27 protein-coding genes and 1 riboswitch are annotated in these 26,149 nt (G+C 65.4%); of the genes, 10 read left to right on the top strand and 17 right to left on the bottom strand.

Annotated elements, in window-relative coordinates; translation table 11 throughout:
* Positions 1–48: 48 nt before the first annotated feature.
* Positions 49–465: an MGMT family protein gene (locus tag AB4Z38_RS01035; RefSeq protein ID WP_441427986.1), complete on the bottom strand. Its 417-nt coding sequence runs from the start codon at positions 463–465 to the stop codon at positions 49–51.
* 88 nt (positions 466–553) lie between these two features.
* On the opposite strand from AB4Z38_RS01035, the gene AB4Z38_RS01030 reads away from it, so the two are divergent.
* From AB4Z38_RS01030 to AB4Z38_RS01015, 4 genes are all read left to right on the top strand, one after another.
* Positions 554–1,264: a 3'-5' exonuclease gene (locus AB4Z38_RS01030; RefSeq protein WP_284751583.1), complete on the top strand. Its 711-nt coding sequence runs from the start codon at positions 554–556 to the stop codon at positions 1,262–1,264.
* A 354-nt stretch (positions 1,265–1,618) separates the two neighbouring features.
* Complete coding sequence (locus AB4Z38_RS01025; protein ID WP_441427985.1) at positions 1,619–2,572, top strand: ABC transporter substrate-binding protein; 954 nt, start codon at positions 1,619–1,621, stop codon at positions 2,570–2,572.
* 12 nt (positions 2,573–2,584) lie between these two features.
* Positions 2,585–3,358 (top strand): amino acid ABC transporter permease, encoded by a 774-nt coding sequence (locus AB4Z38_RS01020; RefSeq protein WP_404496289.1) that lies wholly within the window; start codon positions 2,585–2,587, stop codon positions 3,356–3,358.
* Complete coding sequence (locus tag AB4Z38_RS01015; protein ID WP_441427984.1) at positions 3,355–4,092, top strand: amino acid ABC transporter ATP-binding protein; 738 nt, start codon at positions 3,355–3,357, stop codon at positions 4,090–4,092. Before AB4Z38_RS01020 ends, AB4Z38_RS01015 begins: the two co-directional genes overlap by 4 nt.
* A gap of 86 nt (positions 4,093–4,178) precedes the next feature.
* Here AB4Z38_RS01015 and AB4Z38_RS01010 read toward each other — a convergent pair whose 3' ends face one another.
* From AB4Z38_RS01010 to hemE, 10 genes are all read right to left on the bottom strand, one after another.
* On the bottom strand, positions 4,179–5,489 hold the full coding sequence (locus AB4Z38_RS01010; RefSeq protein WP_441427983.1) for a glycoside hydrolase family 3 N-terminal domain-containing protein: 1,311 nt from the start codon (positions 5,487–5,489) through the stop codon (positions 4,179–4,181).
* A gap of 62 nt (positions 5,490–5,551) precedes the next feature.
* Complete coding sequence (hemL, locus tag AB4Z38_RS01005) at positions 5,552–6,874, bottom strand: glutamate-1-semialdehyde 2,1-aminomutase (protein WP_441427982.1); 1,323 nt, start codon at positions 6,872–6,874, stop codon at positions 5,552–5,554.
* Positions 6,875–6,936: 62 nt separating this feature from the next.
* Complete coding sequence (locus AB4Z38_RS01000) at positions 6,937–8,013, bottom strand: LLM class flavin-dependent oxidoreductase (RefSeq protein ID WP_441427981.1); 1,077 nt, start codon at positions 8,011–8,013, stop codon at positions 6,937–6,939.
* Positions 8,013–8,993 carry a porphobilinogen synthase gene (hemB, locus tag AB4Z38_RS00995; protein WP_284751590.1) on the bottom strand — a complete coding sequence of 327 codons (981 nt, stop codon included), beginning with the start codon at positions 8,991–8,993 and terminating at the stop codon, positions 8,013–8,015. Before hemB ends, AB4Z38_RS01000 begins: the two co-directional genes overlap by 1 nt.
* A complete protein-coding gene (locus AB4Z38_RS00990; RefSeq protein WP_441427980.1) occupies positions 8,990–9,883 on the bottom strand; it encodes a uroporphyrinogen-III synthase in 894 nt (297 codons plus the stop codon). Before AB4Z38_RS00990 ends, hemB begins: the two co-directional genes overlap by 4 nt.
* Before the next feature lie 19 nt (positions 9,884–9,902).
* Entirely contained in the window at positions 9,903–10,889 is a 987-nt protein-coding gene (gene hemC, locus AB4Z38_RS00985) for a hydroxymethylbilane synthase (protein WP_441427979.1), read from the bottom strand.
* On the bottom strand, positions 10,886–12,061 hold the full coding sequence (locus AB4Z38_RS00980) for a ferrochelatase (protein ID WP_441428064.1): 1,176 nt from the start codon (positions 12,059–12,061) through the stop codon (positions 10,886–10,888). The genes hemC and AB4Z38_RS00980 overlap by 4 nt, the downstream gene beginning before the upstream one ends.
* Before the next feature lie 65 nt (positions 12,062–12,126).
* Positions 12,127–12,828, bottom strand: a complete 702-nt coding sequence (gene hemQ / locus AB4Z38_RS00975) for a hydrogen peroxide-dependent heme synthase (protein ID WP_441427978.1) — start codon at positions 12,826–12,828, stop codon at positions 12,127–12,129.
* Positions 12,829–12,900: 72 nt separating this feature from the next.
* Positions 12,901–14,385 (bottom strand): protoporphyrinogen oxidase, encoded by a 1,485-nt coding sequence (gene hemG / locus AB4Z38_RS00970; protein WP_441427977.1) that lies wholly within the window; start codon positions 14,383–14,385, stop codon positions 12,901–12,903.
* 5 nt (positions 14,386–14,390) lie between these two features.
* A complete protein-coding gene (gene hemE, locus AB4Z38_RS00965; RefSeq protein ID WP_441427976.1) occupies positions 14,391–15,518 on the bottom strand; it encodes a uroporphyrinogen decarboxylase in 1,128 nt (375 codons plus the stop codon).
* Positions 15,519–15,666: 148 nt separating this feature from the next.
* Here hemE and AB4Z38_RS00960 point away from each other — a divergent pair, with 148 nt between their 5' ends.
* Positions 15,667–16,992: a glutamyl-tRNA reductase gene (locus tag AB4Z38_RS00960; protein ID WP_441427975.1), complete on the top strand. Its 1,326-nt coding sequence runs from the start codon at positions 15,667–15,669 to the stop codon at positions 16,990–16,992.
* A gap of 170 nt (positions 16,993–17,162) precedes the next feature.
* Here AB4Z38_RS00960 and AB4Z38_RS00955 read toward each other — a convergent pair whose 3' ends face one another.
* Both AB4Z38_RS00955 and moeB read right to left on the bottom strand, forming a co-directional pair.
* Positions 17,163–18,155, bottom strand: a complete 993-nt coding sequence (locus tag AB4Z38_RS00955; protein WP_441427974.1) for an SDR family NAD(P)-dependent oxidoreductase — start codon at positions 18,153–18,155, stop codon at positions 17,163–17,165.
* Positions 18,156–18,219: 64 nt separating this feature from the next.
* Entirely contained in the window at positions 18,220–19,431 is a 1,212-nt protein-coding gene (moeB, locus tag AB4Z38_RS00950; protein ID WP_441427973.1) for a molybdopterin-synthase adenylyltransferase MoeB, read from the bottom strand.
* 85 nt (positions 19,432–19,516) lie between these two features.
* On the opposite strand from moeB, the gene AB4Z38_RS00945 reads away from it, so the two are divergent.
* The 3 genes from AB4Z38_RS00945 to AB4Z38_RS00935 are packed head-to-tail and all read left to right on the top strand — an operon-like array spanning position 19,517 to position 20,787.
* Positions 19,517–20,173: a TetR/AcrR family transcriptional regulator gene (locus tag AB4Z38_RS00945; RefSeq protein WP_415983880.1), complete on the top strand. Its 657-nt coding sequence runs from the start codon at positions 19,517–19,519 to the stop codon at positions 20,171–20,173.
* 50 nt (positions 20,174–20,223) lie between these two features.
* The gene (locus tag AB4Z38_RS00940) at positions 20,224–20,448 is read left to right on the top strand and encodes a DUF3107 domain-containing protein (protein ID WP_441427972.1); all 225 of its coding nucleotides are present in this window, start codon (positions 20,224–20,226) and stop codon (positions 20,446–20,448) included.
* A 36-nt stretch (positions 20,449–20,484) separates the two neighbouring features.
* Positions 20,485–20,787 (top strand): hypothetical protein, encoded by a 303-nt coding sequence (locus AB4Z38_RS00935; RefSeq protein ID WP_441427971.1) that lies wholly within the window; start codon positions 20,485–20,487, stop codon positions 20,785–20,787.
* A 9-nt stretch (positions 20,788–20,796) separates the two neighbouring features.
* On the opposite strand, the gene AB4Z38_RS00930 is transcribed toward AB4Z38_RS00935, so the two are convergent.
* The 4 genes from AB4Z38_RS00930 to thiO all read right to left on the bottom strand — a co-directional run bounded on the left by AB4Z38_RS00930 (position 20,797) and on the right by thiO (position 23,558).
* Positions 20,797–21,132, bottom strand: coding sequence for a 4a-hydroxytetrahydrobiopterin dehydratase (locus tag AB4Z38_RS00930; RefSeq protein WP_441427970.1), 336 nt, complete (start codon positions 21,130–21,132; stop codon positions 20,797–20,799).
* Positions 21,133–21,192: 60 nt separating this feature from the next.
* A complete protein-coding gene (locus AB4Z38_RS00925) occupies positions 21,193–21,999 on the bottom strand; it encodes a thiazole synthase (RefSeq protein WP_441427969.1) in 807 nt (268 codons plus the stop codon).
* Between the two features lie 3 nt (positions 22,000–22,002).
* The gene (gene thiS / locus AB4Z38_RS00920) at positions 22,003–22,239 is read right to left on the bottom strand and encodes a sulfur carrier protein ThiS (protein WP_441427968.1); all 237 of its coding nucleotides are present in this window, start codon (positions 22,237–22,239) and stop codon (positions 22,003–22,005) included.
* Positions 22,236–23,558: a glycine oxidase ThiO gene (thiO, locus tag AB4Z38_RS00915; RefSeq protein ID WP_441427967.1), complete on the bottom strand. Its 1,323-nt coding sequence runs from the start codon at positions 23,556–23,558 to the stop codon at positions 22,236–22,238. Before thiO ends, thiS begins: the two co-directional genes overlap by 4 nt.
* Positions 23,550–23,669: riboswitch (TPP riboswitch) on the bottom strand. It overlaps the preceding gene by 9 nt.
* Before the next feature lie 26 nt (positions 23,670–23,695).
* On the opposite strand from thiO, the gene thiE reads away from it, so the two are divergent.
* Positions 23,696–24,385 (top strand): thiamine phosphate synthase, encoded by a 690-nt coding sequence (gene thiE, locus AB4Z38_RS00910; protein WP_441427966.1) that lies wholly within the window; start codon positions 23,696–23,698, stop codon positions 24,383–24,385.
* 37 nt (positions 24,386–24,422) lie between these two features.
* Entirely contained in the window at positions 24,423–25,937 is a 1,515-nt protein-coding gene (locus tag AB4Z38_RS00905) for an RNB domain-containing ribonuclease (RefSeq protein ID WP_441427965.1), read from the top strand.
* Positions 25,938–26,149: the final 212 nt, after the last annotated feature.

Raw genomic sequence — 26,149 nt, 5'->3', positions numbered from 1 at the left:
GTGCCGGTGTTGCTTCCTGCGTTGTTGCTTGAGGTGTCGGTGTTGGACTCACACGGTCATTTCATCATCGGGTACCGACAATTTATGGAGCTGACGCTCGAGTTGCTCCGAGATCGCATCGATACTGTCGAAGTCGCGGTCCGTCGGAGCCCACCGGGCCAGGGCCAGGTCAACCCGCCAGCGGCCCTCGCCAGTCCGCAGGTACTCTGCGTAGGCGCCGTGCAGCGGCGTTCCTTCATCCAAGTAGTGGTGCAGCGCTTCCGATTCAAGGCCTAGGGGAGCTTCGCCGCTTGCACGGAGTACGCGCCACCAAGCCACCGTGCTCCCGTGATGGCTCATGACCGATCCGATCTGCCGGGGACCGCCCGAGCCCAGAAGCTCGGCAACATCCCCGTAGGACACGGCAACGCCGGGCGGCATGAGATCCACGACGGCCAGCACCGCCGTCACAAACTCCATCCGCATGCCACCAGCCTATCGGCATGGACCGCCGGATCGGCGCAGAAGGAGTGTCGGTCCGGTTCTTGTCGTAGGGCGCCGGTAGCGTTGAAGCATGAGCTCCTGGAACACCCTCCCCCGCGCCGCGTTCGACCTTGAGACCACCGGACGGAACTCCCGTTCCGCGAGGATCGTCACCGCTTCCGTCACGGTAGTCGACGACGACGGCGGCATCATCAAGGAACTCGAATGGTTGGCGGATCCCGGGGTGGAGATCCCCTTGGAGGCCAGCGAGATCCACGGCATCACCACGGAAAAGGCGCGGGCCGAGGGCCGTCCGGCCGCAGACGTGACGCGCGAAGTCGCGGCAGCGCTCCAGGAACTGTTCGACGACGGCGTGCCGGTCATTGCGTTCAATGCCAGCTATGACTTCACGGTGCTGGCCGCCGAATCCGCCCGATACGGCGTGCCGCAATTGAGCCGTTTTCCGGTGCTTGACCCCTACGTCATGAATAAGCAGGTCGACCGGTACCGCAAAGGCAAGCGGACCCTGACCGCACTCTGCGAGGAGTACGGCGTGAACCTCGATAACGCCCACACCTCCGCCGCAGACGCCCTCGCCACCCTGCGCGTCCTGGATGCCATGGCCGGCAAATTCCCGAAGCTGCAGATGCCCGCTTCCAAGCTGCACCACCTCCAGGTTGATTGGGCGGCTGCACAGGCCGCCGATTTCCAGAGCTACCTGCGCAAGACCAAACCAACGGCCGTCATCGAAGGCAATTGGCCGGTTCTTCCCCCGGAAGATGCCAGCCGCGGAGACTTCTAAGCGTCGGGACTTTTAGGGCGCCCGTCCACGGACCGGACGCTTTTCCAGTGTCCGGAGGATGGGATGCACGTCACATGACAGATGCTGCCTGAAAGCCGGCTGGACGTCAGTCATGAATTCCCCTCGACGCCGTAGGGCGCGGCATTTCAGGGACAGTTTCCCCTCAATGCTGAATTTGATTCGGAGTTTTCGGGAATTTCACGTCTTATCGCCGTCGATTTATCGTCGATTGGGCGGATGACATAATTAAGTTTGGCGGGTCGAGTTCTGATATTGCGGCCCAAACCAGCTTTGGCTGCGTTCCCCGCCCGTCTCGATACGAACGCGTGTTCCCCGATGAAAGTGATTTGCTTGATGAAAATCAAAGCCCTGAAGTGGTTCTCTGCTGTCCCCGTGGCCGCAGTTCTCGCCGTGTCCCTGGCCGCCTGCGGTGGCGGAGCGGGCAGCACCGGCAGCGCCTCGCCGACCGACGCCCTCCAGGGCAGTGACCAGAAGACGCTCGACAAATACACCACCAAGGACGTCACTCCGGTGGACAAGATCGACAAGTCCAAGCTGGGCCTCATCACTGACGGCACCCTGCGCGTCGGCACCCTCTCGGACGCCCCGCCGAACATCTTCATCGATCCCTCGGGCAAGTTCACCGGCTATGACAACGAGCTCCTGCGTGCCGTTGGCGCCAAGCTGGGCCTCAAGGTCGAGTTCGCCTCCACTGACTTCTCCGCGTTGCTCTCGCAGGTCAAGAACAAGCAGTTCGACGTCGGATCCTCCTCGATCTCCACCACGGACAAGCGCCGCGAGACGGTCGGCTTCACCAATGGCTACGACTTCGGCTACATGGCCGTCGTGACCAAGACCGACTCCAAGGTCAAGGGCTTCGCGGACCTGAAGTCCGACGTCCGCATCGGCGTCGTCCAGGGCACTGTCCAGGACGACTACGTCACCAACACGCTCAAGCTGGAACCCGTCCGCTTCCCGGACTACAACACGGTCTACGCCAACGTGAAGAGCGGCCAGGTTGACGCTTGGGTCGCCCCGTCGCAGCAGGCAACCGGTCAGGTCAAGGACGGCGACAACACCAAGATCGCCGAAAAGGTCGTCAACACCCAGAACTTCACTGCCTGGGCCGTGAACAAGGACAACCAGCCCCTGATCGACGCCCTCAACTCCGGCCTCGACGCCGTGATCGCAGACGGCACCTGGACCAAGCTGACGGCCGAGTGGTACAAGGACCGCCCGACCACCGCGGAGCAGACCCCGCAGGGCTGGAAGCCGGGCAGCAAGGCCGTCCAGATCCCGGCCAAGTAACCCGGGCGTTCCATGGATCTCCAGGAAATCCTCAAGCAACTCGGTGAAACCTTCCTCGATTGGAAGGCGATAGGCGAAGTCATACCCAAGATGTTCGCGGTCGGCTTGCCGAACACCATTGTCTTGGCCGTCACCTCCGGCGTGATCGGAACTGTGCTCGGCATGGCGCTCGCCTTGATGGGGATCTCCCGGAACCCCGTGGCCCGGTGGATAGCCCGCGTATACACCGATATCCTTCGTGGGCTGCCGCCCGTCCTCACCATCCTCGTGATCGGCCTCGGCTTCGGCCCGATCATCCGCCAGCTGAGCGGCTCCACGAGCCCGTATCCGTTGGCCGTCGCGGCGCTGTCCCTGATGTCGGCGGCGTACATCGGCGAAATCTTCCGTTCCGGTATCCAGAGTGTTGACAAGGGTCAGCTTGAAGCAACACGTGCCCTGGGGTTCGGCTACGGCCCTGCCATGCGGCTTGTGGTGGTTCCCCAGGGCGTCCGGCGGGTCCTGCCGGCGCTGGTGAACCAATTCATTGCGTTGATCAAGGAGTCGTCGCTGGTCTTCCTCCTTGGCTTGCTGGCCTCGGAGCGCGAGATCTTCCAGATCGGCAAGGATGCGGCCTCCACGAGCGGAAACCTGTCGCCCTATGTAGCGGCGGCAATCTTCTACCTGGCGCTGACCATCCCGTTGACGCATTTCGTGAACTGGATTGACCGCCGCCTGAGGACAGGCCGACCTGAAAAGAAAGAGCCGGACGAGGCAGCCGCCGTCGTCGGGAAGGGAGCCCAGGCATGAGCGAGTTCGCTTCAGGAACACTGACGGCTAAAAACATCCACTTGTCCTTCGGGTCGAACCATGTACTGCGCGGCATCGACCTGCACGTCGAGAAGGGCACCACGGCTTCAGTGATCGGCCCCTCCGGCTCGGGAAAATCCACGTTGCTCAGGGTCATGAACCGGCTGATCGAACCCGCCCAGGGCGACATCCTGCTGGACGGCCGTTCGGTGCTTAAGGACAACCCGGATGAACTGCGACGGCGAATCGGCATGGTTTTCCAGCAGTTCAACCTGTTCCCGCACAAGACGGTGGCGGAAAACGTCTCCCTCGCCCTGCGGAAGCTCCGTGGCATGTCCAAGGAGCAAGCACGGGAAGATGCCTTGGCCCAACTGGACCTCGTAGGACTCAAGCACAAGGCCGACGCCCGGCCGGCCAACCTCTCCGGCGGGCAACAGCAGCGAGTGGCCATCGCCCGCGCGCTTGCCATGAAGCCCGAAGTGATGTTCTTCGACGAGGCAACATCGGCTTTGGACCCTGAACTGGTCAAGGGCGTTCTCGCGCTCATGACCGATCTGGCCAAGGGCGGCATGACCATGGTGGTGGTAACCCACGAAATGGGCTTCTCAAGGAACGTGTCCGACACAGTGACGTTCATGGACGCAGGCGTCGTCGTGGAGACCGGATCGCCGGAACAACTCTTCACCGAGCCGCGGACCGATCGCCTTAAGGGTTTCCTTTCGGACGTTCTCTAGGCCTGAGCAACGAGGATCCCCGGTCTCCGGACGAAACACCCACAGTGGTGAATCGTCCGGAACCCGGGGGATTTTCCGCGTCGGCTTTACTTCCCTGCCTTCACTTGAAGGACAGTCAAGGCCGCGGCATCCACCGATTTGCGGAATTCAGGATCGGTCTGCGCACGTTGCAGGACCTGGGCGTACATTGCGGGAATTGAAGCAGTGTCTGCACACAGAACCATGGTGCCGCCCGCGCCGATGAAATTCGTTGCCCTGTCCCCCATGCTCCAAGGCGACAGCTGAACGGCGTTGCACAGATCATCGGACACGATGATGCCGGTGAACCCCGCGTCCGTCCGCAACATGGTGCGCATGATCACCGATGAAAACGGCGCCACATGGTCGGGATCGATCTTGTCGTAGTAGGCGTTCGAAATCATGACCCACCGGAGTCCGCCGTCGATCGCGGCTTTGAACGGCATCAAGTACGGATCCGTCCGGGTGGTTTCGGCGTCGTGGACGTTCGCGCTCACGTCAGTGTTCAGGCTGACGCGCCCCATTCCCGGGAAATGCTTGACCACCGGCGCCACGCCTGCGTCCCGCAGTCCGGCCGCCATCGCGTTCCCGTGCTCGGACACCGCAGCCGGGGTGAAGCCGTATTCACGCTTGAACGCCCCAATGGGCTTGTTCGAGGGCGCAAATTCGGGGCTGGGAACCGTGTCCAGTACGGGCGCCAAATCAACATTCACTCCGGCCTGCAAGAGTTCGGATCCCCAGTTCCGGGCATCAGCGCGTAGTTGTTCGGGACTCGAATTGCCCTGGTCCAAGGCTGCGGGAATAGGCAGGAATCCAGGCCCCCTGAGGACTTGAACGGAGCCGCCTTCCTGGTCCGTCGCGACGGACAGAGGCAACCCTCCGCTTGAGGCCGGCGAAACGGCCGCCGTCAGCTTTTCCACAACCGACGCCGTCGCCGCAACGCCAGCCTGGCTGCGTCCGGCCAAATAGATGTTGCCCACGTGGTTGTTCAGGAGACCAGCCACTGCGCCCGCATCGCTTCCGTCGGCCTTGGCGGCCACCATGAACAACTGCCCCACCCTTTGTTCCAGGGTCAAGCCCGCAAGCCGCTGTTCCGGCGTCGGGCGCGGAGGCGGCGGCGGATCAGCAGGCCGGGTTGGCGTTGCAGAAGCACTCGGCGATGCCCCGGACGGAAAGTTGGAAAACCGAGGGGCTGGGGCGGCCTGTGGAGTGCCTGGCGCCAGGGGCGGGTCCCCGGCGGCCGTGACCCCGCGGTCAGGGGCGTCGGCATGCGCAATACCGGCAAATGCCCCGGCCATCAGGGCGAAAAGCACGAGCAGTGAAATTCTGGACGGCTTGAGCAGATAAATCATCGCCTTGTCGATTCGATCGTTGCGCACAGCCTGCTCCCGGCCCGGCGGTGCGTGCAAGGAGCAGGCTGCAAAACATCGGAAAAGACCCGCTACAACGCGGTGGCCTCCGCTGCCGCCTTGGCTGCTGCTGGGAGCGCATCGAAGATCCGGTTCATGGCGGCGTCGTCGTGGGCAGCCGACAGGAACCATGCCTCAAAGACCGACGGCGGCAGGTAGACGCCGGAGTCCAGCATGGAATGGAAGAACGGTGCGTAGCGGAAGACGTCTTGGGCCTGGGCGTCCGCGTAGTTGTGGACTCCGTTGGCCGAAGTACCGAAGGCCACAGAGAAGAGGTTCCCTGCGCGCTGGATCGAGTGGTCCACGCCGGCGGTGTCCAGCGCCGATGAGAGCGCCGCCGAGAGTTCAAGCGAGCGGGCATCCACGAAGCTGTAGACCTCCGGGGTCGCGTGCGTCAGGGTGGCGACGCCGGCGGCCATTGCCACCGGGTTCCCGGACAAGGTTCCTGCCTGGTACACCGGGCCAAGGGGCGCAAGGTAATCCATGACGTCGGCACGCCCGCCGAGCGCCGCCGTCGGCATGCCGCCGCCGATGACTTTGCCGAAGGTCAGCAGGTCCGGCGTCCAGCCTTCCTGGCGGCCCGTGAGGCCCCAGTAGCCTGCGTAGCCGGTGCGAAAGCCGGTGAGCACCTCGTCCAGGATCAACAATGCGCCGTGTTCGCGGGTGATGCGGGACAGTCCTGCGTTGAAGCCTTCGTTCGGCGTGACGACGCCCATGTTGGCGGGAGCGGCTTCGGTGATGACGGCAGCGATATTGGTGCCGTGCGCAGCGAACGCGGCTTCCACCGCGCCGAGGTCGTTGTACGGGAGGACAAGGGTCTCAGCGGCGGCCGCTTCAGTGACACCGGCGGAACCGGGCAACGCCATGGTCGCAAGGCCCGAGCCAGCCGCGGCGAGCAGACCATCGAGGTGGCCGTGGTAGCAGCCGGCGAACTTCACGATGAGGTTACGGCCAGTGAACCCGCGGGCCAAGCGTACGGCGGTCATGGTGGCCTCGGTGCCCGTGGACACCATGCGGATGCGTTCGACGGCGGACACGCGTTCCTTGACGATCGCGGCGAGGTTTGCCTCATCGGGCGTGGAGGCGCCGAAGGACAAGCCGCGGTCGACGGCGGCGTGAACGGCGTCGAGGACGGCCGGGTGCGCGTGACCCAGCAGCGCCGGGCCCCATGAGCACACGAGGTCGACGTATTCGCGGCCGTCCGCATCAGTCAAGTACGGACCCTGTGCCGAAACCATGAACTTCGGGGTGCCGCCGACGGAACCGAAGGCGCGCACCGGAGAGTTGACGCCGCCGGGCATCAGGGAACGGGCGCGGTCGAACAGCTGGTCGGAGACAGGGGTGTTTGAAGTCATGGTGTCCATTCTTTCAGGGATTCAGGGAGGTTCAGGCGCCGGCAAAGGCGGGTCAGGAGCGTTCAGGCGCCGGCAAGCTGCTCGGCCACGAGTGGGGCCACCACGGTGCCGAAGAGTTCGATGCAGCGCATCATGGATTCGTGGGGCAGGGTTCCGTTGCTGTATTTGAGGTCGAAACGGTCAACGCCAAGGTTCTGCTTCAGCAGGATGATTTTCCGGGCAACCGTTTCCGGGGAGCCGACGTAGAGGGCTCCCTCAGGTCCGCACATGGCGTCGAACTCGCCCCTGCTCGCCGGTCCCCAGCCGCGTTCGGCGCCGATGCGGTTGCGCTGGGCCAGCCAATGCGGGAACAGTTCCTCCCGGGCCTGCTCGTCCGTGGGAGCGACATAGCCGGGCGAGTGGGTGGCAATCTGCTGCATGGGGTGGCCGTATTTCCCCATTGCCTCGCGGTAGAGCTCCACGAGCGGTGCAAAGCGGCGCGGTTCGCCGCCGATGATGGCGAAAATGATCGGGTAGCCGTATTGGGCGCAGCGCAGCACCGACTCAGGGGTACCGCCCACACCGATCCACGTTGGCAGCAAGTGGTGTTCCAGCGGCGGAAAGACGCTCATTCCGTTCACGTTCGGCCTGGTGCGGCCTTCCCAATGCACGGGCTTCTGGGCCCGGACCTTGTCGAAGAGTTCCAGCTTCTCCTCGAACAGGACTTCGTAGTCTGCCAGGTCCAGGCCGAACAGCGGGAACGATTCCACGAAGGAGCCGCGGCCCAGCATCACTTCCGCCCGACCGTTGGAGAGCGCGTCAACCGTGGAGAAACGCTGGAAGACCCTGATGGGGTCGTCGGAGCTGAGCACAGTGACGGCGGAGCCGAGTTTGATCTGCGATGTCCGGGCGGCTGCGGCCGCGAGGAACACTTCGGGCGCCGAGACGGCGAAGTCGCGCCGGTGGTGCTCCCCCACGCCAAACGCATGAAGCCCGACGGCGTCCGCCAGTTCCGCTTCCGCCAGCAGCTCCCGCAAAACCCGGGCATGCGGTTTCGGGTTGCCGTCGGCGTCCACCCCGGCGTCGCCGAAAGTATTCAGCCCGAGGAGGATTTCCGTAGCTCCGACGGGGGCCGTGGGTGTGGAAGCGGTATCGGTCATCAGGACTCCTTCAGCCAGCCGGCAAGCTCAGAGGCCCAGTACGTCAGCACCATGTCGGCGCCGGCCCGCTTGATGCCGAGCACGGATTCTGTGATGGCGCCGCGGCGATCGATCCAGCCGTTCGCGGCAGCCGCTTCGATCATGGCGTATTCACCGGAGATTTGGTAGGCCGCCACGGGAACCGGGCTCATGGCGGCGACGTCGGCGAGGATGTCAAGGTAGCTCATGGCCGGCTTGACCATCACCATGTCAGCGCCCTCTTCGAGGTCGAGTTCCACCTCGATGATTGCTTCCCGGCGGTTGGCGGCATCCATCTGGTACGTCCGGCGATCACCCTTGAGCTGCGAGTCCACTGCTTCGCGGAAAGGGCCGTAGAAGGCGGAGGCGTACTTCGCCGCGTAGGCCAGGAGCGCGGTGTTCTGGTGTCCGGCCTCTTCAAGGGCCTGGCGAATCACGGCGATCTGGCCATCCATCATCCCGGACGGCCCCAGGACGTGGGCACCGGCGTCGGCCTGCGCCACTGCCATTTGAGCGTAGATTTCGAGGGTGGCGTCGTTGTCCACGTAGCCGTTGGCGTCCAGGACACCGCAGTGGCCGTGGTCGGTGAATTCGTCCAGGCACACGTCGCCCATGACTACCAGGTCGTCGCCCACTTCTGCGCGGACGTCGCGGATGGCCTTGTTCAGCACGCCGTCCGGGTCTAGGGAGGCGGTGCCGCGGGCATCGCGGACTGCGGGAACACCGAACAGCATGATGCCGCTGACACCCAGTTCCACGGCTTCGGCAGCGGCGCGCTTGAGCGAGTCCGTGGTGTGCTGCACGACGCCGGGCATGGAGCTGATCGGAGCCGGTTCGCTGAGTCCTTCGCGAATAAAGGCCGGCAGGATGAGGTCCGCGGGAGCCAGCCGGTGTTCGGCGGTCATCCGGCGCATGGCGGGGGTGGTGCGGAGCCGGCGGGGCCGGTGGTTTGGAAAGCTCAACTTTCGTTCCCTTCGGTGGCGAATACGGTGCGTAGGGCGGCCACGATGCCGGCGGGTGTGGGTTCTTTGGCGGTTGCCGCGACCGGAATGCCGAGAGCGGAAGCCTCTGCCGCCGTCGAGCGCCCGATCGCAATGAAGCGGCAATCCCGCAGCGGCCCCAGCGAGGCGTGGATGCGGCGTGCCGCACTGGGTGAAGCGGCGACGACGGCGTGGAGCCGGCTGCTGGAAAGTTCGGCCTTAGCGGCTTCGGGAGTGAGCTCCGGCGCCCCGGATCCCGCCCCCGCCTTCCATCCGTTCGCCGCCGCCAAGGCAGCAGTCAGCCTGCGTTCGGGGGCAGCCGGGTAGTCCACCGTGTGGTAGGCCGTGACGGCTTGGACCACAGCTCCCTTGGCTTCGATCCCCGCCGCCAGCACGGCGTCGGCAATGTCCGCTTGGGGCAACAGCACATTGGCCGGGCCCGTCGGCCAGACGGAGGCAAGTCCTGCGGCCGACTGGACGTCTTCCGGCGCGAGGTCCACGGGAATGCCCTCGGCTTCGAGGACCCTCCGACTCGAAGGGCCAATCGTCGCGATCCGGACGGAGTCCGGAATCAGGTCCTTCAACTCCAAGCGACGCTCGGCTGCTTTTTCCTTCAGGGCGCGCACCGTGGTGATGCTGCTGACCACCAACCAGCCGTATGCTCCAGCGCGGAGGGCGTCCAAGGCGACCTCGAGGGAATGCTGGTCGCGGGCACGCTCAAAGTCGATCAAGGGCAACAGCAGCGGCTCCGCGCCGGCTTCGCGCAGGGCGCTGACGAGCGGGGCGGCACGATCCGGGCTGCGCGTCACGAGAACCCGGGCGCCTTCAAGGACCCGGGCCTCCCCCGACTTCACTGCGCTGTGCCGTCCCATGGTCTCCTGTTGGCTCCGGTTATCGGGAGGCTGCAAGATCTGTGATGTCCGCAGCACCCGCGGCAAGCAGGAGCTCGGCGACTTCGATGCCCAGCAGCGTGGCGCCCACCTCAGTGAGCCCGTCCGTGGCTTTCTTCTCGCGTACGGACTTGCTCCCGTCCACGGCGCAGACAACGGCTTCCAGGTACAGCATGCTGCCCTTACGAAAAGCGTAGGCGCCCACGGGCGCTGCACAGCCGGCTTCGAGGCGGGCCAGGACGGCCCGCTCCGCGGTGACGGCCAGCCGGGTGTCGTCATCATTGAGCGCGGCCAGGGCCTGGGCTAGAGCGCCGTCGGAACCTTCGGCCGAGCCGGACTGCCCGGGAGCGTCGACGGTGCGGCACTCGATAGCAAGTGAGCCCTGTCCGGGGGCAGGAAGCATGACGTCGGTCTCGAAGAACTCCGTCACGACGTCGAGCCTGCTGATGCGTTCCAGTCCCGCCGCGGCGAGGACGACGGCGTCGAGGTCGCCGGGTGAATCTTCTGCGTTGCCGGCGAGCCCGGGAACGCGGCCCAGCCGGGTGTCCACGTTGCCGCGGATGTCCACGACGTCGAGATCCGGGCGGGCGGCGCGCAGCTGGGCAGCGCGGCGCGGCGATCCGGTACCGACCCGTGCGCCTGCCGGAAGATCCGCCAGCTTGAGCCCGTCACGGGCGCACAAGGCGTCCCGGACGTCGACGCGTTTGGGCGTTGCGGCAATGGTGAGTCCCGGTGCCGCACCTGTCGGGAGATCCTTCAGGGAGTGCACCGCGACGTCGCATACGTTCGCCAACAGCGCGTCGCGAAGGGCGGCGACGAACACTCCGGTGCCGCCCATCTGGGACAGGGAGCCCGTCCGGACATCGCCTTCGGTCTTGATGCGCACCAGTTCAACGGGAAAGCCACCGACGGCGGCCAGCTGGTCCGCTGCCTGCTGGCTCTGGGTGAGCGCGAGTTTGCTCGCGCGGGTACCGATCCGAACGGTCATTTCGCGCTTTCTCCTACGGGGTAGGCATCGTGTCCGGTGCCGACGGTGGTGTCCGCACCCGCAATCGTGGGCAACTCTGCGCGGAAGTTGGCGCAGCAGCCCGGGCGGCAGATGTCGTACCACGGCCCCAGCCCGGTCATGGCGGGGCGATCGGCGACGTTGTTGGCTACGGTCCGCTCGCAAATGAGGTCCACCAAGCCGGAAACGAATTTGCGGTGGGTTCCCGGGGTGGGGACGCGGGTCGCGGCGAGTCCGAGGTTCTTGCACGTTTCCAAGGCCTCGGTGTCCAGGTCCCAAGCCACTTCCATGTGGTCGGAGACGAAGCCGAGGGGAACGATCACGACGCCTTTGATTCCCTGGCCGGCCAGTTCCTCGATGGCATCGTTGATGTCCGGCTCAAGCCATGGAACACTCGGTGCGCCCGAACGGGACTGGTACACCAAGGACCAGGGCGCGGTGAGCCCGGACTCGGCTTCAACCCGCCGAACCACCTCGGCGCCGGCGGCCAGGTGTTGGGCCACATAAGCCGAGTCCTGCTCGAACTCGCGAGGCTCGGCGTCCGAACGCCCGGCGGCCTCGGCGTCGCGGGTTGGAATGGAGTGCGTTGCAAACAGGATGTGGACCGGAGCGTCCTGGAGACCGGCTGCGGCCAGTTTCTCCTTGACCTCCGCAAGTCCCGCGGCCGTTCCTTCGACGAAGGGCTCGACGAAGCCGGGGTGGTCGAAGTACTGGCGGACCTTGTCCACCTCGAGTTTGCCGTCAAGGCCGCTCTCCGTCAGCGCGATGCCGATGTCCTCACGGTATTGGCGGCAGCTGGAGTAACAGGAGTAAGCGCTTGTGGTGACCATCAGCAGCTTGCGGTGGCCGGCGTCGTAGGCTTCCTGGAGCGTCTGCGGGATGTAGGGATCCCAGTTGCGGTTGCCCCACAGCACAGGCAGGCTGATGCCCCGCGATGCGAGCTCCGTTTCAAGGGCCGCCTTGAGGTTCCTGTTTTGCTGGTTGATCGGGCTGATGCCGCCAAACGCGCGGTAGTGGTGGGACACCTCTTCCAGACGCTCATCCGGGATGCCGCGGCCCCGGGTCACATTGCGCAGGAAGGGAATGACGTCGTCCTGGCCTTCCGGGCCGCCGAAAGAGGCGAGGAGGACGGCGTCGTACTCCTTGGGAGCCATGCGTCCGGCCTCGGTGACGTCATTGACCTCGGTGAGGCTGGCCGGGCCCGTGGAGTGGCGACCGCTCACGCGAGGACCTCGGCGATCTCCACTGCGGTGATGCGGCGGCCGGTGTAGAACGGGATTTCCTCGCGGACGTGGTTGCGGGCGTCGGTGGCCCGCAGGTGGCGCATGAGGTCGACCAGGTCAACGAGTTCGGGTGCTTCCAGGCCGAGGATCCACTCCCAGTCGCCCAAGGCGAAGGAGGAAACGGTGTTGGAGATGACCTGGGGGAAGTCGCGGCCCAGCATGCCGTGATCGCGCAGCATCTTTCCACGCTCTTCGGCCGGCAGGATGTACCACTCGTAGGAGCGGACGAACGGGTAGACGCACAGCCAGGTGCTGGGCTCGACGCCGCGGGCGTAGGCCGGAACGTGGTTCTTGGCGAATTCGGCTTCGCGGTGGACGCCCATGGCGGACCAGACGATCTCGGTGCCGGCGAACAGGGCGCTGCGGCGGATGTCACGGACTGCCTGCTGCAGGGCCTCGGGCTTGGCGCCGTGGAGCCACACCATGATGTCGGCGTCGGAACGCATGGCGGAGACGTCGTAGCTTCCGCGGAGGACCACGCCGTCCTCGGCGAGCTTGGCAGCCAGCTGCTCGAAATCCTGGACAGCGTCGGCGCTGCGCAGGACATCGCCCGACCGCTTGAACACGGTCCACAGCGTAAAGAACTGCTCTTCGGATTCGGCAGTTTTAGTGACAGATTCGGCAGAAGTGTGGCTCATGGTACAAGTCTGCCCCGTGGATGCCGCTAAGTCGAAATGCGCCTCTTCTACAAGACGTAGAAGTGATGCATTTCACAAAATTGCGTCGATCTGCGCAGAAGTGTCCGCAACCACCGCGGCCAAGCCGTTTCCGGCGAGCCAGCCGCCCACAACGGACACGCCGTCGGCTTCCGAGCAGATGCGGCGCACCTCGGCAACGCGCTGTTTGTGACCGACGGCGGCGAACGGCAAGGCGCCCGCCCAGCGGACGACGTCCCAATCGAGCACGTCTTCGCGGACGATTGGGACGGTCAACAAGGCCGAGGCATCGCGGAGCGCAGCCTCAAACAGGGCATTGTCATCCAGCGCGGCCGCCGATTCAAGGGCGTCCGCCCCCTCGCCCCGCCCATAGGACAGGCGCAGCACGTGCGTGCCGGGTCCGGCTTCTTCCGCCAGCCAGTCCCACTTTGCCGTGGCATGCGTGAGCGCTTTCGCCTCGATCCCTTCGGTTTGCGGAGCGACGAGAATGCCGGTGCCGCGGGGACGGCGGTCCAGTTCGGGCACGTCCACCACCAGGGTTACCAGGCTCACCAAGGGGCCCGCGGCGGGACGCAGCGTGGACAGCGCCGGAAGCGCCCCCTCCAGCAGCCCGACGGCGGCCGGACCGTCGAGCGCCACCACGAGCCGCCCGGCGTCGTACGCTTTGCCGGCAGCGATGGCCTGCCAACCGCTTTCAGTGCGGGAAACCAAATCCACCCGGGCACCGGAAACGAGGGCGACACCCTGCGATCGCAGCTCCGTCACGAGGGCGGAGACCAGGGTGTTCATTCCGCCTTTCAAGCCGCCGACGGCGGATCCGGCCTTCGCCGTCCCGCTTCCGTTTCCGCCCGAAGCAGCCCGCCCCGAAGCGGCCTTGCGCTGGCTGGCCACAGCCTCGGCCAGCGAACCATGCTTGCGCAATGCTGCACGTAGTCCGGGGGCCACCATGTCGACGTCGAGCAGTCCGGGATCGGCAGAGTGCACTCCCCCGACGACGGGTGCCACGAGCCGTTCGAGCACCCGCTTGCCCATCCGTGCCCGGACCAGCGAGGAGACACTCGTGACCTCGGCGGAGGTGCCCATCGATGCGGGTAAGTAGCGGTCAAGCGAAGCCCGCAAGGAGCCTGCGAAGCCCAAGGACCGGCGGACCTCGGGGTCCCAGGGATTCGCTGGAATTCCGAGCACTCCGGTCTTGGGCAGTTCCTGCGGGCCGTCGGGCAACTGCACCCAGGCACCGCCAGGATGGGGTGCCACGATGTTGCCGCCGAGCCCGAGATCGCGGGCGAGATCGGCCACGGCGGTTGAGCGCGTGGCGAAGGACTCTGCTCCACTGTCCAGCCCAAGGCCGCCAACAGTGTGGCTTCCTACGCAACCGCCCCATGCGTCGGCCGCTTCGAGCACGGTGACAGCGATCCCGCCCTTGGCCAGTCCGCGGGCGGCGAGCAGGCCGGAAATGCCGCCGCCCACGACGACGGCCGTCAACCTAGCTGCTGAATTCTCGGGAAGTGCGTGTTCGGGCTGTGCACGTGTCCCGCGCATGCCCGCTACCCTGCCGGGATCGAGTGGATGAGTTCCACCACACGGGTCAGGACCGCGGGGTCCGTCTCCGGAGGCACGCCGTGGCCGAGGTTCAGGACGTGGCCCGGGGCTGCGGAACCGGCGGCGATCACCTCGCGGACATGGGCTTCCAGGACCTCCCATGGAGCGGAAAGCAGCGCGGGGTCAATGTTGCCCTGCAAGGGCACAGTGCCACCCAGTCGCCGGTTTGCCTCGTCAAGCGGCAGCCGGTAGTCCACCCCTACGACATCCACGCCGACGTCGCGCATCGCGACGAGCAACTCGGACGTTCCCGTACCGAAGTGGACCAGCGGCGCGCCGAGGTGGCGGACGTGGTCAAGGGCGCGGGTCGAGGCGGGAGCAACGTACTTGGCGTAGTCGGCCAAGCCAAGGGAACCGGCCCAGGAGTCGAACAGTTGCCCTGCAGAGGCGCCTGCTTCCAGTTGCGCCCGCAGGAACATGCCGGAGGCGTCGGCTGCCCACTTGGCCAGAGCGGTCCAGGTTTCCGGATCGGCGTGCATCATGGTGCGCGGACCTAGGTGGTCGCGGGAGGGCTTGCCTTCGACCATGTACGCGGCGAGCGTGAACGGCGCACCGGCGAAGCCGATCAGGGGTGTGGTGCCGAGCTCCGCCACCGTCAGGCGTACGGCCTCGCGGATCGGCTCGAGGGCTTCCCACGTCAGCTGCGGAAGCGCGGCCACGTCAGCAGCGGTGCGGACGGGCTTGTCCAGGACGGGCCCGACGCCGGGGACGATGTCCACGCCGACACCTGCCAGCTTGAGGGGAATGACGATATCCGAGAAGAAGATGGCTGCATCAACGTCGTGGCGGCGGACCGGCTGCAAAGTGATCTCGGAGGCGAGCTCGGGACGCAGGCAGGAGTCCAGCATCGCCACGCCTTCGCGGACTTTGAGGTATTCCGGCAACGATCGGCCGGCCTGTCGCATGAACCACACCGGACGGCGGGACGGTTTGCCTCCGCGGTACGCCTGGATCAGCGGCGAGTCTGCGGTGCGGCCATCCATGAGCGGGTGGCTTGCATCAAGGCTTGGGGCGGCGGAGCCGGAAATGCCGCTGGCCGACACAGAATGAGGCAGTGCGGAACTGGAAGTCATGCCTTCGATTGTGCCGAAGATCGGGGTCAAAAGATAACGACAGCCTGTCCCGCACTATCCAAGGTGACGGGCGTCACTCCCGGCAGTGCGGAGAACCACTGACCCGCGTTGTTCTACATGGCACCGAAAAAGCTATGATTGCTTTGCTGTGGTTCTTTTCTCATTGGTGGCTACACACGCCGACATCGATCTTGAGACCGTCGCTCAGTTGAGCAACGGTTCATCCGAGGTTGCCTCGTCCGCCTTGGCCGATTCCCAACTTGTGTCCGGCGCCGTGGTCCTGGCTACCTGCAACCGCTACGAAATCTACGGCGAAACGCCCCATGTCGAGAACCTTGAAGCCGCCCGCTCGGCGCTCGTCACGCAGATCAGTGGCCTGAGTGGACTCAACGAGCAACTCGTCTCGCGCGCCTTCAGCACCCGTACCGGCCCCGAGGTCAGCAGACACCTGTTCGCCGTCAGCGCCGGACTGGACTCCGCCGTCGTCGGCGAACGCGAGATCGCCGGCCAAGTGCGCCGCGCCCTCATCACTGCCCAGCACGAAGGAACCGCGAGTTCCGGGCTGGTCCGCTTGTTCCAGGCCGCTTCCAAGACGGCCAAGGACGTCGGGGCCCAGACCGCCCTCGGTTCGCGGGGCCTCTCCATCGTTTCGGTTGCCCTGGACCTCGCCACGGACCTCTCCGAGAATGCCGACTGGAGCACCAAGAAGGTAGTTGTCTTCGGGACCGGGGCCTATGCCGGGGCCACTATGTCCCTGCTTCGCGATCGCGGCTGCACCGACGTCTCGGTCTACTCGTCTTCCGGCCGGGCCGAGGCTTTCGTGGCGACCCGCGGCGGAACCGCGCTCGACGCCGAAACCCTTCCTGCCGCCGTCGCTGCCGCCGATGTCATGATCGGTTGCAGCGGCTCGGACACCCGCGTTGAGGCCGCAGAGCTTGCCAAGGTCCGCACTTTGTCCACCCAGACGCTCATCGCGATCGACCTCGCGCTCACCCACGATTTCGACCCCGCAGTGGGCGAGCTCGACGGCGTCGAGCTCCTGACGCTCGAATCCGTGCGGCTCGCGGCGCCGCAGGAACAAGCGGAGTCGCTGGCGCAAGCGAGCACTATTGTTTCCGGTGCCGCAGAGGCCTTCGAGCAAGAGCGCGAAGCCCGGTCCGTGGATTCGGCCATTGTGGCGCTGCGCCGCCACACCATGAACGTGCTCGACGCAGAGATGGAGAAAGTCCGGGCCCGGCACGGCTGCACCGCTGCGGCAGAAGAGGTCGAGTTCGCGCTCCGCCGCATGGTCAAGCAATTGCTCCACATCCCCACGGTCCGCGCACGCGAACTTGCCGCCAACGGCCAGCAAGACGATTACGTGGCAGCGCTCGAGGCCTTGTATGGCATCCAGGTGGAGCAGCCGGCCGCGTCACCCGCAGCCGCGTGCCCTGTCAACCACCAACAGGCGTCCCAGCAGGCTGAAAGCGCCTAGCCCACGCGACCCTGCCCTCCCCCGGTGGCGGTGCTCGCACGCCCCAGTGGCGTTGTCCACGCTCCACTCAGAGCATGCCCTCCCCTGATCACTAAGACTGGACAAAATAGGATTATGTCCAGTCCTAATAACCAAGAGTGAGCATGTCCCCTGGTGGTGTCTCGCGAATCCTATGCCCAGGCGTTGACGCCCGTCATTTCTGCAGACACAGCCCACAGCCTTCTTGCAGCTTCCGGATCCACTGCGTGCGCATCCACTCCCTGGTACCGGGCGAGCGGCGAGGCCGGGTCCGTGGGCTTGGCGATGTCGCAGTCTTCGCAATACACCCCGCCCATGCCTGCCAGGGCCGGGGACGTGGCTGCCCATGTGGACGTGGCGGCTCCCTGCTCCGGAGTCTTGAAACCCTCCCGGACGTTTCCCGCGTCGTCCATCCAGCCCGCCGCGACCATCTCTTCGCGGGGCAGGTAGCGCTGGAGCTCGGTCATGATGCCGCCGGGATGGACGGCGAAGGCCCGCACCCCGGAGGAGCGGCCCAGGCGGTCCAGCTCTACGGCGAACAGCGCGTTGGCGGTCTTTGCCTGGCCGTAGGCCTTCCACTTGTCGTAGCCGTTCCCGAAATTGATGTCCTCGAAACGGATGGGCGAGAGTTTGTGTCCGGTGGAGGACAAGGACACGACGCGGGCCGAACCAGCAGCCGCCAGCGCGGGCCACAACGTGTTGAGAAGCGTGAAGTGGCCCAAGTGGTTGGTGGCGAACTGGGATTCCCACCCCGGGCCCACGCGTTGTTCCGGGCTGGCCATGATGGCCGCGTTGTTGATCAGGATGTCCAGCGCAGGGTTCGACGCCAGGAAGCGCGCGGCGAAATCCTTCACAGCTTCCTGGTCGGCCAGATCCAACGCTTCCACGGTCACTTGCTCCGGTGCCAGGCCGGCTGCGGCGAGGACTTCCTTGGCGTGTTCGGGTCGCCGGGCGGGAACCGTGACCATGGCTCCGGCGGAAGACAAGGCCCTCACCGTTTCCAGGCCGAGCCCGGAATAGCCACCCGTGACAATTGCCGTCTTGCCGCGGAGGTCCACTCCCGCCACAACGTCCGATGCCGTGGAGCCGTGACCGAAACCCGATCCGATGGGGTGTTGCGGTGTGGCCATGGATTCCTCGCTCATATCGGGACCTTTCGTATTCAACGGCACGGTTTCAACGGCACGGTGCGTTCACCAGCGTCTGGGTTCAGTAGACCGGTTTGCCCGGCTCGACGTCGCGCACCCACGCCAGGATCCCGCCGTCGAGGTGGCTGACCCGGGTGTAACCGGCGCGCTGTGCAGCGGCGAGCACCGCAGCGGAACGGGTGCCGCCCTTGCAGTGGAACACGATCTCTTTGTCCTGCGGCAGTTCCGTCCAGGCCTCTCCCGCCAGGATTCGTCCCTGCGGGATGAGCACCGAACCGTCGATGTTCACAATCTCGTGTTCACCGATCTCGCGGACATCCACCAGCTCAAAGTCGCGTTCCCCCGCCGCGCGGGCCTCGAGCATCCCGGAAAGTTCGGTGGCCGTGACGGTCGGCACCGAGTCCCCTGCGGGCGCCGGGGTGATGCCACAGAAAGCTTCGTAATCGGTCAATTCGGTGATCGGCTCGGCCTCAGGGTCTTTCGAGACCTTGATTTCGCGCCAGCTGCCGCCGAGCGCGTCGAAAAGCGCCACGCGTCCCAGCATGGAGCGCCCGACGCCGGTGATCAGCTTGACTGCCTCCGTCACCATGAGCGAGCCGACAGCGGCGCACAGCATGCCGAACACGCCGCCCTCGCCGCAGGACGGGACCGAGCCGGCAGGTGGAGCCTCGGGATAGAGATCGCGGTAGCTGGGGCCATGCTTCTCCCAGAACACGCTGACCTGGCCGTCGAAGCGGAAAATAGATCCCCAGACATACGGTTTGCCGAGAATCGCGGCAGCATCGTTGACCAGGTATCGGGTGGCGAAATTGTCTGCGCCATCCAGGATGAGGTCATAACCGGAGAAAATCTCCAAAGCGTTGGAGGAGTCCAGTCGGACGTTGTGCAGTTGCACGTTGACCAGCGGATTGAGTTCCTTGATGGCGTCACGTGCCGATTCGATCTTCGGCCGTCCGACATCGCCCACGCCGTGGATGATCTGGCGTTGCAGGTTGCTGAGGTCGACGTCGTCGTCGTCCACAATTCCGAGCGTCCCCACTCCGGCGGCGGCCAGGTACAGCAGGGCGGGAGAGCCCAGTCCGCCGGCCCCGATCACGAGGACTTTCGCATTCTTGAGCCGGCGCTGACCGGCCGCTCCGATTTCGGGAATAATGAGGTGGCGCGAGTACCGTTCGACCTCTTCGGTGGTCAGTTCCGCGGCCGGTTCCACGAGTGGCGGCAGCGCTGAAGAAGGAGAAGACGGCAACGTTTGGGCAGCAAAAATAGTGGCCATACTCCAAAGTATGCCTGCCGCTGCCGCCCGGTCATATTACTGCGCAGTATTGTGGTCATAACTGCAAAGGAAAGGCGGCAGACAAGTGGCTGAGAGTGCACGTATCAAACAGGAGGCGCAGGTCAGGCAAGATCGGACCGGTTCCCCACGCTCGGCGAGGCTGCCACGCGATGAGCGCCGGGCCCAGCTCCTGAACGCCGCCTTGGAAGTCTTCGTTGCCAACGGCTTCCATGGTGCAGCGATGGACGAAATCGCCGAGACCGCCCATGTCAGCAAGCCGGTGCTGTACCAACATTTCCCGTCCAAGCGGGAGCTTTACATGGCCCTCCTCGACAGCCACCTGGCCATGCTCACGGACCAGATGCTCACGGCGCTGAATTCGACGTCGGACAACAAGGAACGCGTCCAGGCCGTCATGCGTGCCTACTACCGTTTTATCGCGGGCGATGACCAAGCCCACCGGCTCGTCTTCGAATCCGATCTCATCAATGACCCGGACGTCAGCTCCCGACTGGAGACTTTCAACCGCACCTTCGCCGACGCCGTCGCCAAGGTCATCGCCGAAGACACCAAGCTGCCCCCGCTGGAGGCCCAGCTGCTGGGCCGCGGCCTGGCCGGAATGGCGCAGGTCAGCGCCCGGTATTGGCTCGAAACCGACGGCGATTTGGACCTCGATGTTGCCAGCGACCTGATCTACCGTTTAGCTTGGCGCGGAATCAGTCGCTTCCCGAAAGAGTCCTAGACTACAAATAGAGGACTGAGTAATTTCTTGATTGGCTGGGAGGCCCCGCTGTGGAAGTAAAGATCGGCATTCAGAATGTTGGCCGTGAGATCGCGCTTGAGTCCGCTCTCGATGCCGAGGCTGTTGCCAAGATCGTGAGCGAGGCCATCGCCAAGGGCACGGACCTGCGACTGACCGACGAAAAAGGCCGCCAGGTCATCGTTCCCGGCAACGTCCTCGGATACGTGGAGATCGGCGCCGAGGAAGTGCGCCGGGTCGGCTTCGGCGCCCTCTAAGCAATACGCAAGAACACCAGCGAGCCAGGAGTCCGCATGCTCTCACTTGTCATCGTGGCGCTAGCCACCATCGCCTCAGGCTTCATCGTCTGGGGAACTGACAAACACCGTGGCACGTACGGAATCACCCTGCCCGCCGGCGTTTCGGTGGCCGTCGCCATGCTGAGTTGGATGATCTTCATCCAACTCGGCTTTGGCTACCAGCCTGGCGTGACGTGGATCCCGTGGGTCCTGCCCATCATTCTGGGTACCGTGGCTGCCGCGGTGGCCTCCTATTTCCTGGGCCGCCATCGGACCCGGCACGACACCGCCCAGCTGACCGCGGCCCTGCGACTCTAGGTAGCGACTTCAGCCGTCCGATAGAGCCGGTTCGGACACTGCCCCGGCTTCCGCGGCTGCTTCGCTGGCGCTCGTGGCCGCCCGGATGTCTCGTTGGGTCACTTCGCTCCCTGCGTCATGGGAGGTGTAGCGGACGAACACCCGGTTGTACCGCCAGTCCAGGTCCGGGTGGTGGTTCTGCTGCTCGGCGATGCGCCCGACGGCGGCGATCAGCTCCAGTGCGGCAGCCGACGTCGGGCATTTGTAGACGGTGACGAGGCCGCCCTGGCGGTAGCGCCAGTCCGGCAGCTCCGCCAGCGCGTCGTCGATCGCGGACCTGGTGAGGAGGTCATCTTTGCCGGCCATGGGGTGCTCCTTCGCTGACGTGGAATTCGCAGGAATCCCCGGAGCTGCCAGCATTGGCCGCTAGAGGAACTCGGCCCGGCCGTCCATCGCCGAGGAGGCAAGTGCGTGTTCCCGGCGCGGGATGCGGCCTGCCTGCTTCGCCAGCCTACCGGCGATGACAGCGTGTTTGAAGGCCTCGCCCATCTGCACGGGGTTCTGCGCACGGGTCACCGCGGTGGCCAGAAGCACGGCGTCGCAGCCGAGCTCCATGGCGAGTGCGGCGTCGGACGCGGTGCCGATGCCGGCGTCGAGCACTACCGGCACCGAAGCGCGGGACACAATCAGCTCGATGTTGTGCGGATTCAGGATGCCCAGGCCGGTGCCGATAGGCGCACCCAAGGGCATCACCGCTGTGGCTCCGAGGTTTTCCAGGCGAAGCGCCAGCACGGGGTCGTCGTTGGTGTAGGCGAAAACCTTGAAGCCGCGGTCGACGAGTTTCTCCGTTGCGTCCACCAACTCCACGGCGTCAGGCAGCAGCGTCTGTTCGTCGGCGATGACCTCGAGCTTCACCCAATCCGTTTCCAAGGCCTCCCGGGCAAGCTCGGCTGTCATGACAGCGTCCTTGGCAGTGAAACAGCCGGCGGTGTTGGGCAGGACACGGATGCCATGGTCCACGAGCAACTGGAACAGCGAACCTGTTTCCGTCGGCGAGTACCTCCGCATCGCAACAGTGGTGAGTTCGGTGCCGGAAGCCAGAAGCGCTGCCCCCAGGCCGTCCAGGCTCGGGGCTCCGCCGGTCCCCATGATGAGGCGCGAGCCGAACTCGACACCGTCGATCACCAGCGCGTCGGTTCGGGTGCTTGCTGCTTGAGTGCTTGCCGTGGTCATGGTTCAGCCTCCCTGTACTGCGGTCACGATTTCGAGTTCGTCGCCCTCTGCGAGCGCGGTGGCAGCCCACTGGCTGCGCGGCACTACTTCGGAATTGCGTGCGACGGCGACGCCGATCTTACGTCCGTCGGCCGCCTGGCCGCTGGAGTCCACCACCCGTCCGGTGATGTGGCTGACGAGGGTGGTGACCGACGCGTCGTCGCCTAGCGTGTGGTCTGCGCCGTTCAATTTGATGTTCATGCGTGGTCCTTCGGAAGGGGATTTGAGGTATCGGCAGATGGGCCGCCTGTTGAGGCCTTCGCTGCTGAAAGCGGGCGGGAGAAGCGGTCCGGGCGGAATCTGTTCCACCGGGGATCGACGGTGCCATCCATGAGTCCGACGCAGATTTTCGCCGCTGCCGGGGTGAGGAGCACGCCGTGGCGGAAGAAGCCGCTGGCCACGACGAGGCCCCGCACGGTTCCTTCGGAACCTTGTACGTTTTCGTCACCTTTCACACGGCCCAACAGCGGTGCATTGTCCGGAGTGCCTGGACGCGCGCGCGCAGTCGCTTCCAAGAGTTCCAGTTCGGCCACAGCCGGAACCAGTACCTGGGCGTCGCGGAGCAACTGGTACACCCCGCCCGCTGACACCGGGTTGGCCGCTCCCCCGGACGCCGACAAGCCGTCTTCACGTTGCGTCGCGCCGATCACCACGGTCCCGTCGTCGCGGGGGACGATGTAGACGGGCACTCCGCGCACCATTCCACGGACCGTGGCCGTGACCAGGGGTTGCAGGTGCTCCGGGACGCGCAGCCGCAGTATGTCGCCGTACACCGGACGCAACGGGAGCGATAATCCATCCGGCAGGCCCTTCAAGCGGGGGGCATCCAGTCCGTTGGCAACCACTGTTTCGGTGGCGAACACTTCGATGCCTGAGTCCAGCAGAACCCCGACGACGCGCCCGTCCTCCCACAGGAGGCCTGCCGCGGTATCCTGGACCGCAAAACCGCCCCCGGCCCCCGCAATCCAGCTGGAATCGCCGGGCTGGTGGTCTGCAAGCGCGCCTAGAATCGCAGCCGAAAGCCGGCGCGGATCCACTTGGTGGTCGCCCGGGATGTCGAAGGCACAGGAAATCTGCGGGCTCAACAGCGGCTCACGCTCCCGGGCCTCGCGCAAAGGCACGGATTCCACCACCAGGCCGTTGGCCAGCTGGACATCCCGGAGGTCGGCGAGCGCCCGGCGGTCCGCAGCGTCCGCGCCGACGGCGAGGGTCGGCGTCGTGCGGTAACCCGTGCTGCGTCCGGTGCTTGAGCCGGTCACATTGCGTTCGAAGTCCGGCCACAATGCCGACGATTCGAGCATGAGCTCCAGGAGGTCCTCTTCCTGGTAATGCAGTTCACTGACGGGCGCCAGCATGCCCGCCGCCGCGAAGGTGGCGCCGCTGGCCGGTGCGGGATCGATCAGGGCAACCGAGCGGCCGGACCTGCGGGCTTCCCACGCGATGCCGAGGCCAATGACACCGCCTCCGATCACCGCCACATCTGCGTTCAGGGGTCCGGGCTGGGTGTTTGCTTCGTCCATGGAGTCCTTCCCTACGCCGGTACTAGCCGGATCAGGTCAAGCGGTCGGCGCTGAAGCCCTCTCAGCCGCGCGGCGATTGTGACTGCCGCCGCGGCTCCCGCGGTACCAGCCCAGTTTAGAGGAACTACTCTGTTTCCATGACCCCGCACGATGTCCACACCACCGCCCGCCTGTACCTCTGCACCGACGCCCGGAAGCAACACGGTGATTTTGAGCAGTTTGTCGATGCCGCATTCGAGGGCGGCGTGGACATCATCCAGCTGCGCGACAAGACGATTGAAGCCGCCGAGGAACTGGAACTCCTGGAGGTCCTGCAATCCGTGGCGCACCGTCATGGCCGTCTCTGGGCAGTCAACGACCGCGCGGACGTGGCGTCCCTCTCCAGCGCACCGGTGTTCCATATCGGCCAAAAGGACATTCCGCTGCGCTCGGCCCGGAAGCTGCTCCACGACCGCACCATCATCGGCCTCTCCACGCACACGCCGGATCAGGTTGACGCAGCCATCGCCGCGTCGCCTGGCCGCAGCGGCCTGGACTACTTCTGCGTCGGGCCCGTGTGGGCTACGCCCACCAAGCCGGGACGTTCCGCCGTCGGGCTCGATCTGGTGAAGTACGCCGCCAACGCGGTGAAGCAGGCAGACGAAGAGACCGTCGGCGGGGTTGTGCTCCCCTGGTTTGCGATCGGCGGCATCGATCTCAGCAACGTGGAAGCGGTAGTGCAGGCCGGCGCCAGCCGCATCGTGGTGGTCCGCGCCATCACTGAGGCGGAGGACCCGACGGCGGCAGCCCGGGCACTCCTGGCCGCCTTGGACGCAGCGGCGGCCTAGCGAGACGCCGGAAGATTTTGGAGTTACCCTGACTTTCGTGTCACATCAGCGGTTAGCCCCGAATGTCAGTGAAACGTCGAACCAGCTCGCGGAAGCGCTGGCGGCGCTTCGGACCGAACTCGAGCTGCCCGCAGGTTATCCCGCTGAAGCGCTGCGCGACGCTGAAGCCGCGGTTTCCGGACACACCCTGCCGGCGCAGGATCTCACGGACGTTCCTTTCATCACGATCGACCCGGCCTCTTCCACGGATCTCGACCAGGCCCTCTTCATTGACCGGTCCGGCGATGGTTACAGGGTTCTCTACGCCATCTCCGATGTGCCCTCCTTTGTGCCGCCGGGAGGCGCGCTCGACGCCGAGACCCGCCACCGCGGGCAAACGTACTATGCCCCGGACGGCCGCATCCCGCTGCACCCCGAGATCATCAGCGAGCATGCCGGGAGCTTGCTGGCCGGCCAGACGTGCGGCGCGTTCGTGTGGGACTTCGAACTCGATGCCGAGGCGGAGTTCCGCACCGTCTCCGTGCGTCGGGCAAGCGTACGGAGCCGCGCCAAGCTCAACTACAGGGGCGTCCAGTCGGAGATCGATTCCGGAACGGCTGATCCCGTCCTGCAGCTGCTCAAGGAAGTCGGGCTCAAGCGGGTGGAACTCGAACGCCGCCGCGGCGGGGCTAGCCTGAACATGCCTGAGCAGGAAATCGTCCAACTGCCCGACGGCGGGGGGTACAGGATCGTCGCAGCTCCCTCGCTGCCGGTGGAGGATTGGAACGCCCAGATTTCGCTCATGACCGGGATGGCCGCCGCCCAGTTGATGCTCGATGGCAAAGTGGGGATCCTGCGCACCATGCCCGCCCCCGACGAGCGCTCACTGCTCCATTTCAAGCGGCAAACGGGGGCACTCGGCAAGCCCTGGACCGAGGGGACCAGTTATGGAGCGTACCTGCGGACCCTCGACGCGAAGGACCCCCGGCAACTCGCCATCCTCCATTCCGCTGGGCTGCTTTTCCGCGGTGCCGGGTACACGCCTTTCGACGGCGAGGTACCGGGCAGCGTCATGCAGTCAGCCATCGGGGCACCATATGCCCACACCACCGCGCCGCTGCGCCGGCTTGTCGATCGTTTTGTGCTGGTCATCTGCGAAGCACTGAGCAATGGAACAGAGATCCCGTCATGGGCCCGGCATGCTTTGCCGAGCCTGCCCGAGATCATGGCGTCATCCGACCAGCTTGCCGCCAAAATGGAGCGCCTGGCCTTGGACACCGTGGAGGCAGCACTCCTTGTCAACCACATCGGACAGGAATTCGACGCCGTAGTGATTTCCGGATCGAAGCCCGCCAAAAACAACGGAAACGGCAACGGGAACAGCACCAACGGCAACAACGGTAATGGCAATGGGAACGGAGCCCCGCACGGCCCCTACGGCATCGTCCAGATCGCCGAGCCCGCGGTCACCGCTCGCTGCGACGGCGAAATGGAGTCCGGCACGAAGGTCCGCGTGAAACTGCTCGATGCGGAGATCGCCACCCGCCAAATCACCTTCGAACTCCTCCCGTAGCGCGCTCCGTCCGCAAGGCCGGGGCCGCGATCCGGGGATTATCGCCCCCAGACGCTAGACTGGGTGAGTAGTAATGGATGCCCGGTCGTTGATTCAGTTAATTTTTGACATCAACAAGCCCGCCCCTACGCGATCTTGAGATACACCAGCTGGTCCCCAGTGCCAGTATTTAGATAGCCCGCGATCGGCTTCCACTGGATTTGCTTGCGCCC

The sequence above is a fragment of the Arthrobacter sp. 2RAF6 genome, assembly GCF_052115205.1.
In the GTDB taxonomy this organism is placed as follows: domain Bacteria; phylum Actinomycetota; class Actinomycetes; order Actinomycetales; family Micrococcaceae; genus Arthrobacter.
This window is presented reverse-complemented; position numbering and strand designations above follow the sequence as displayed.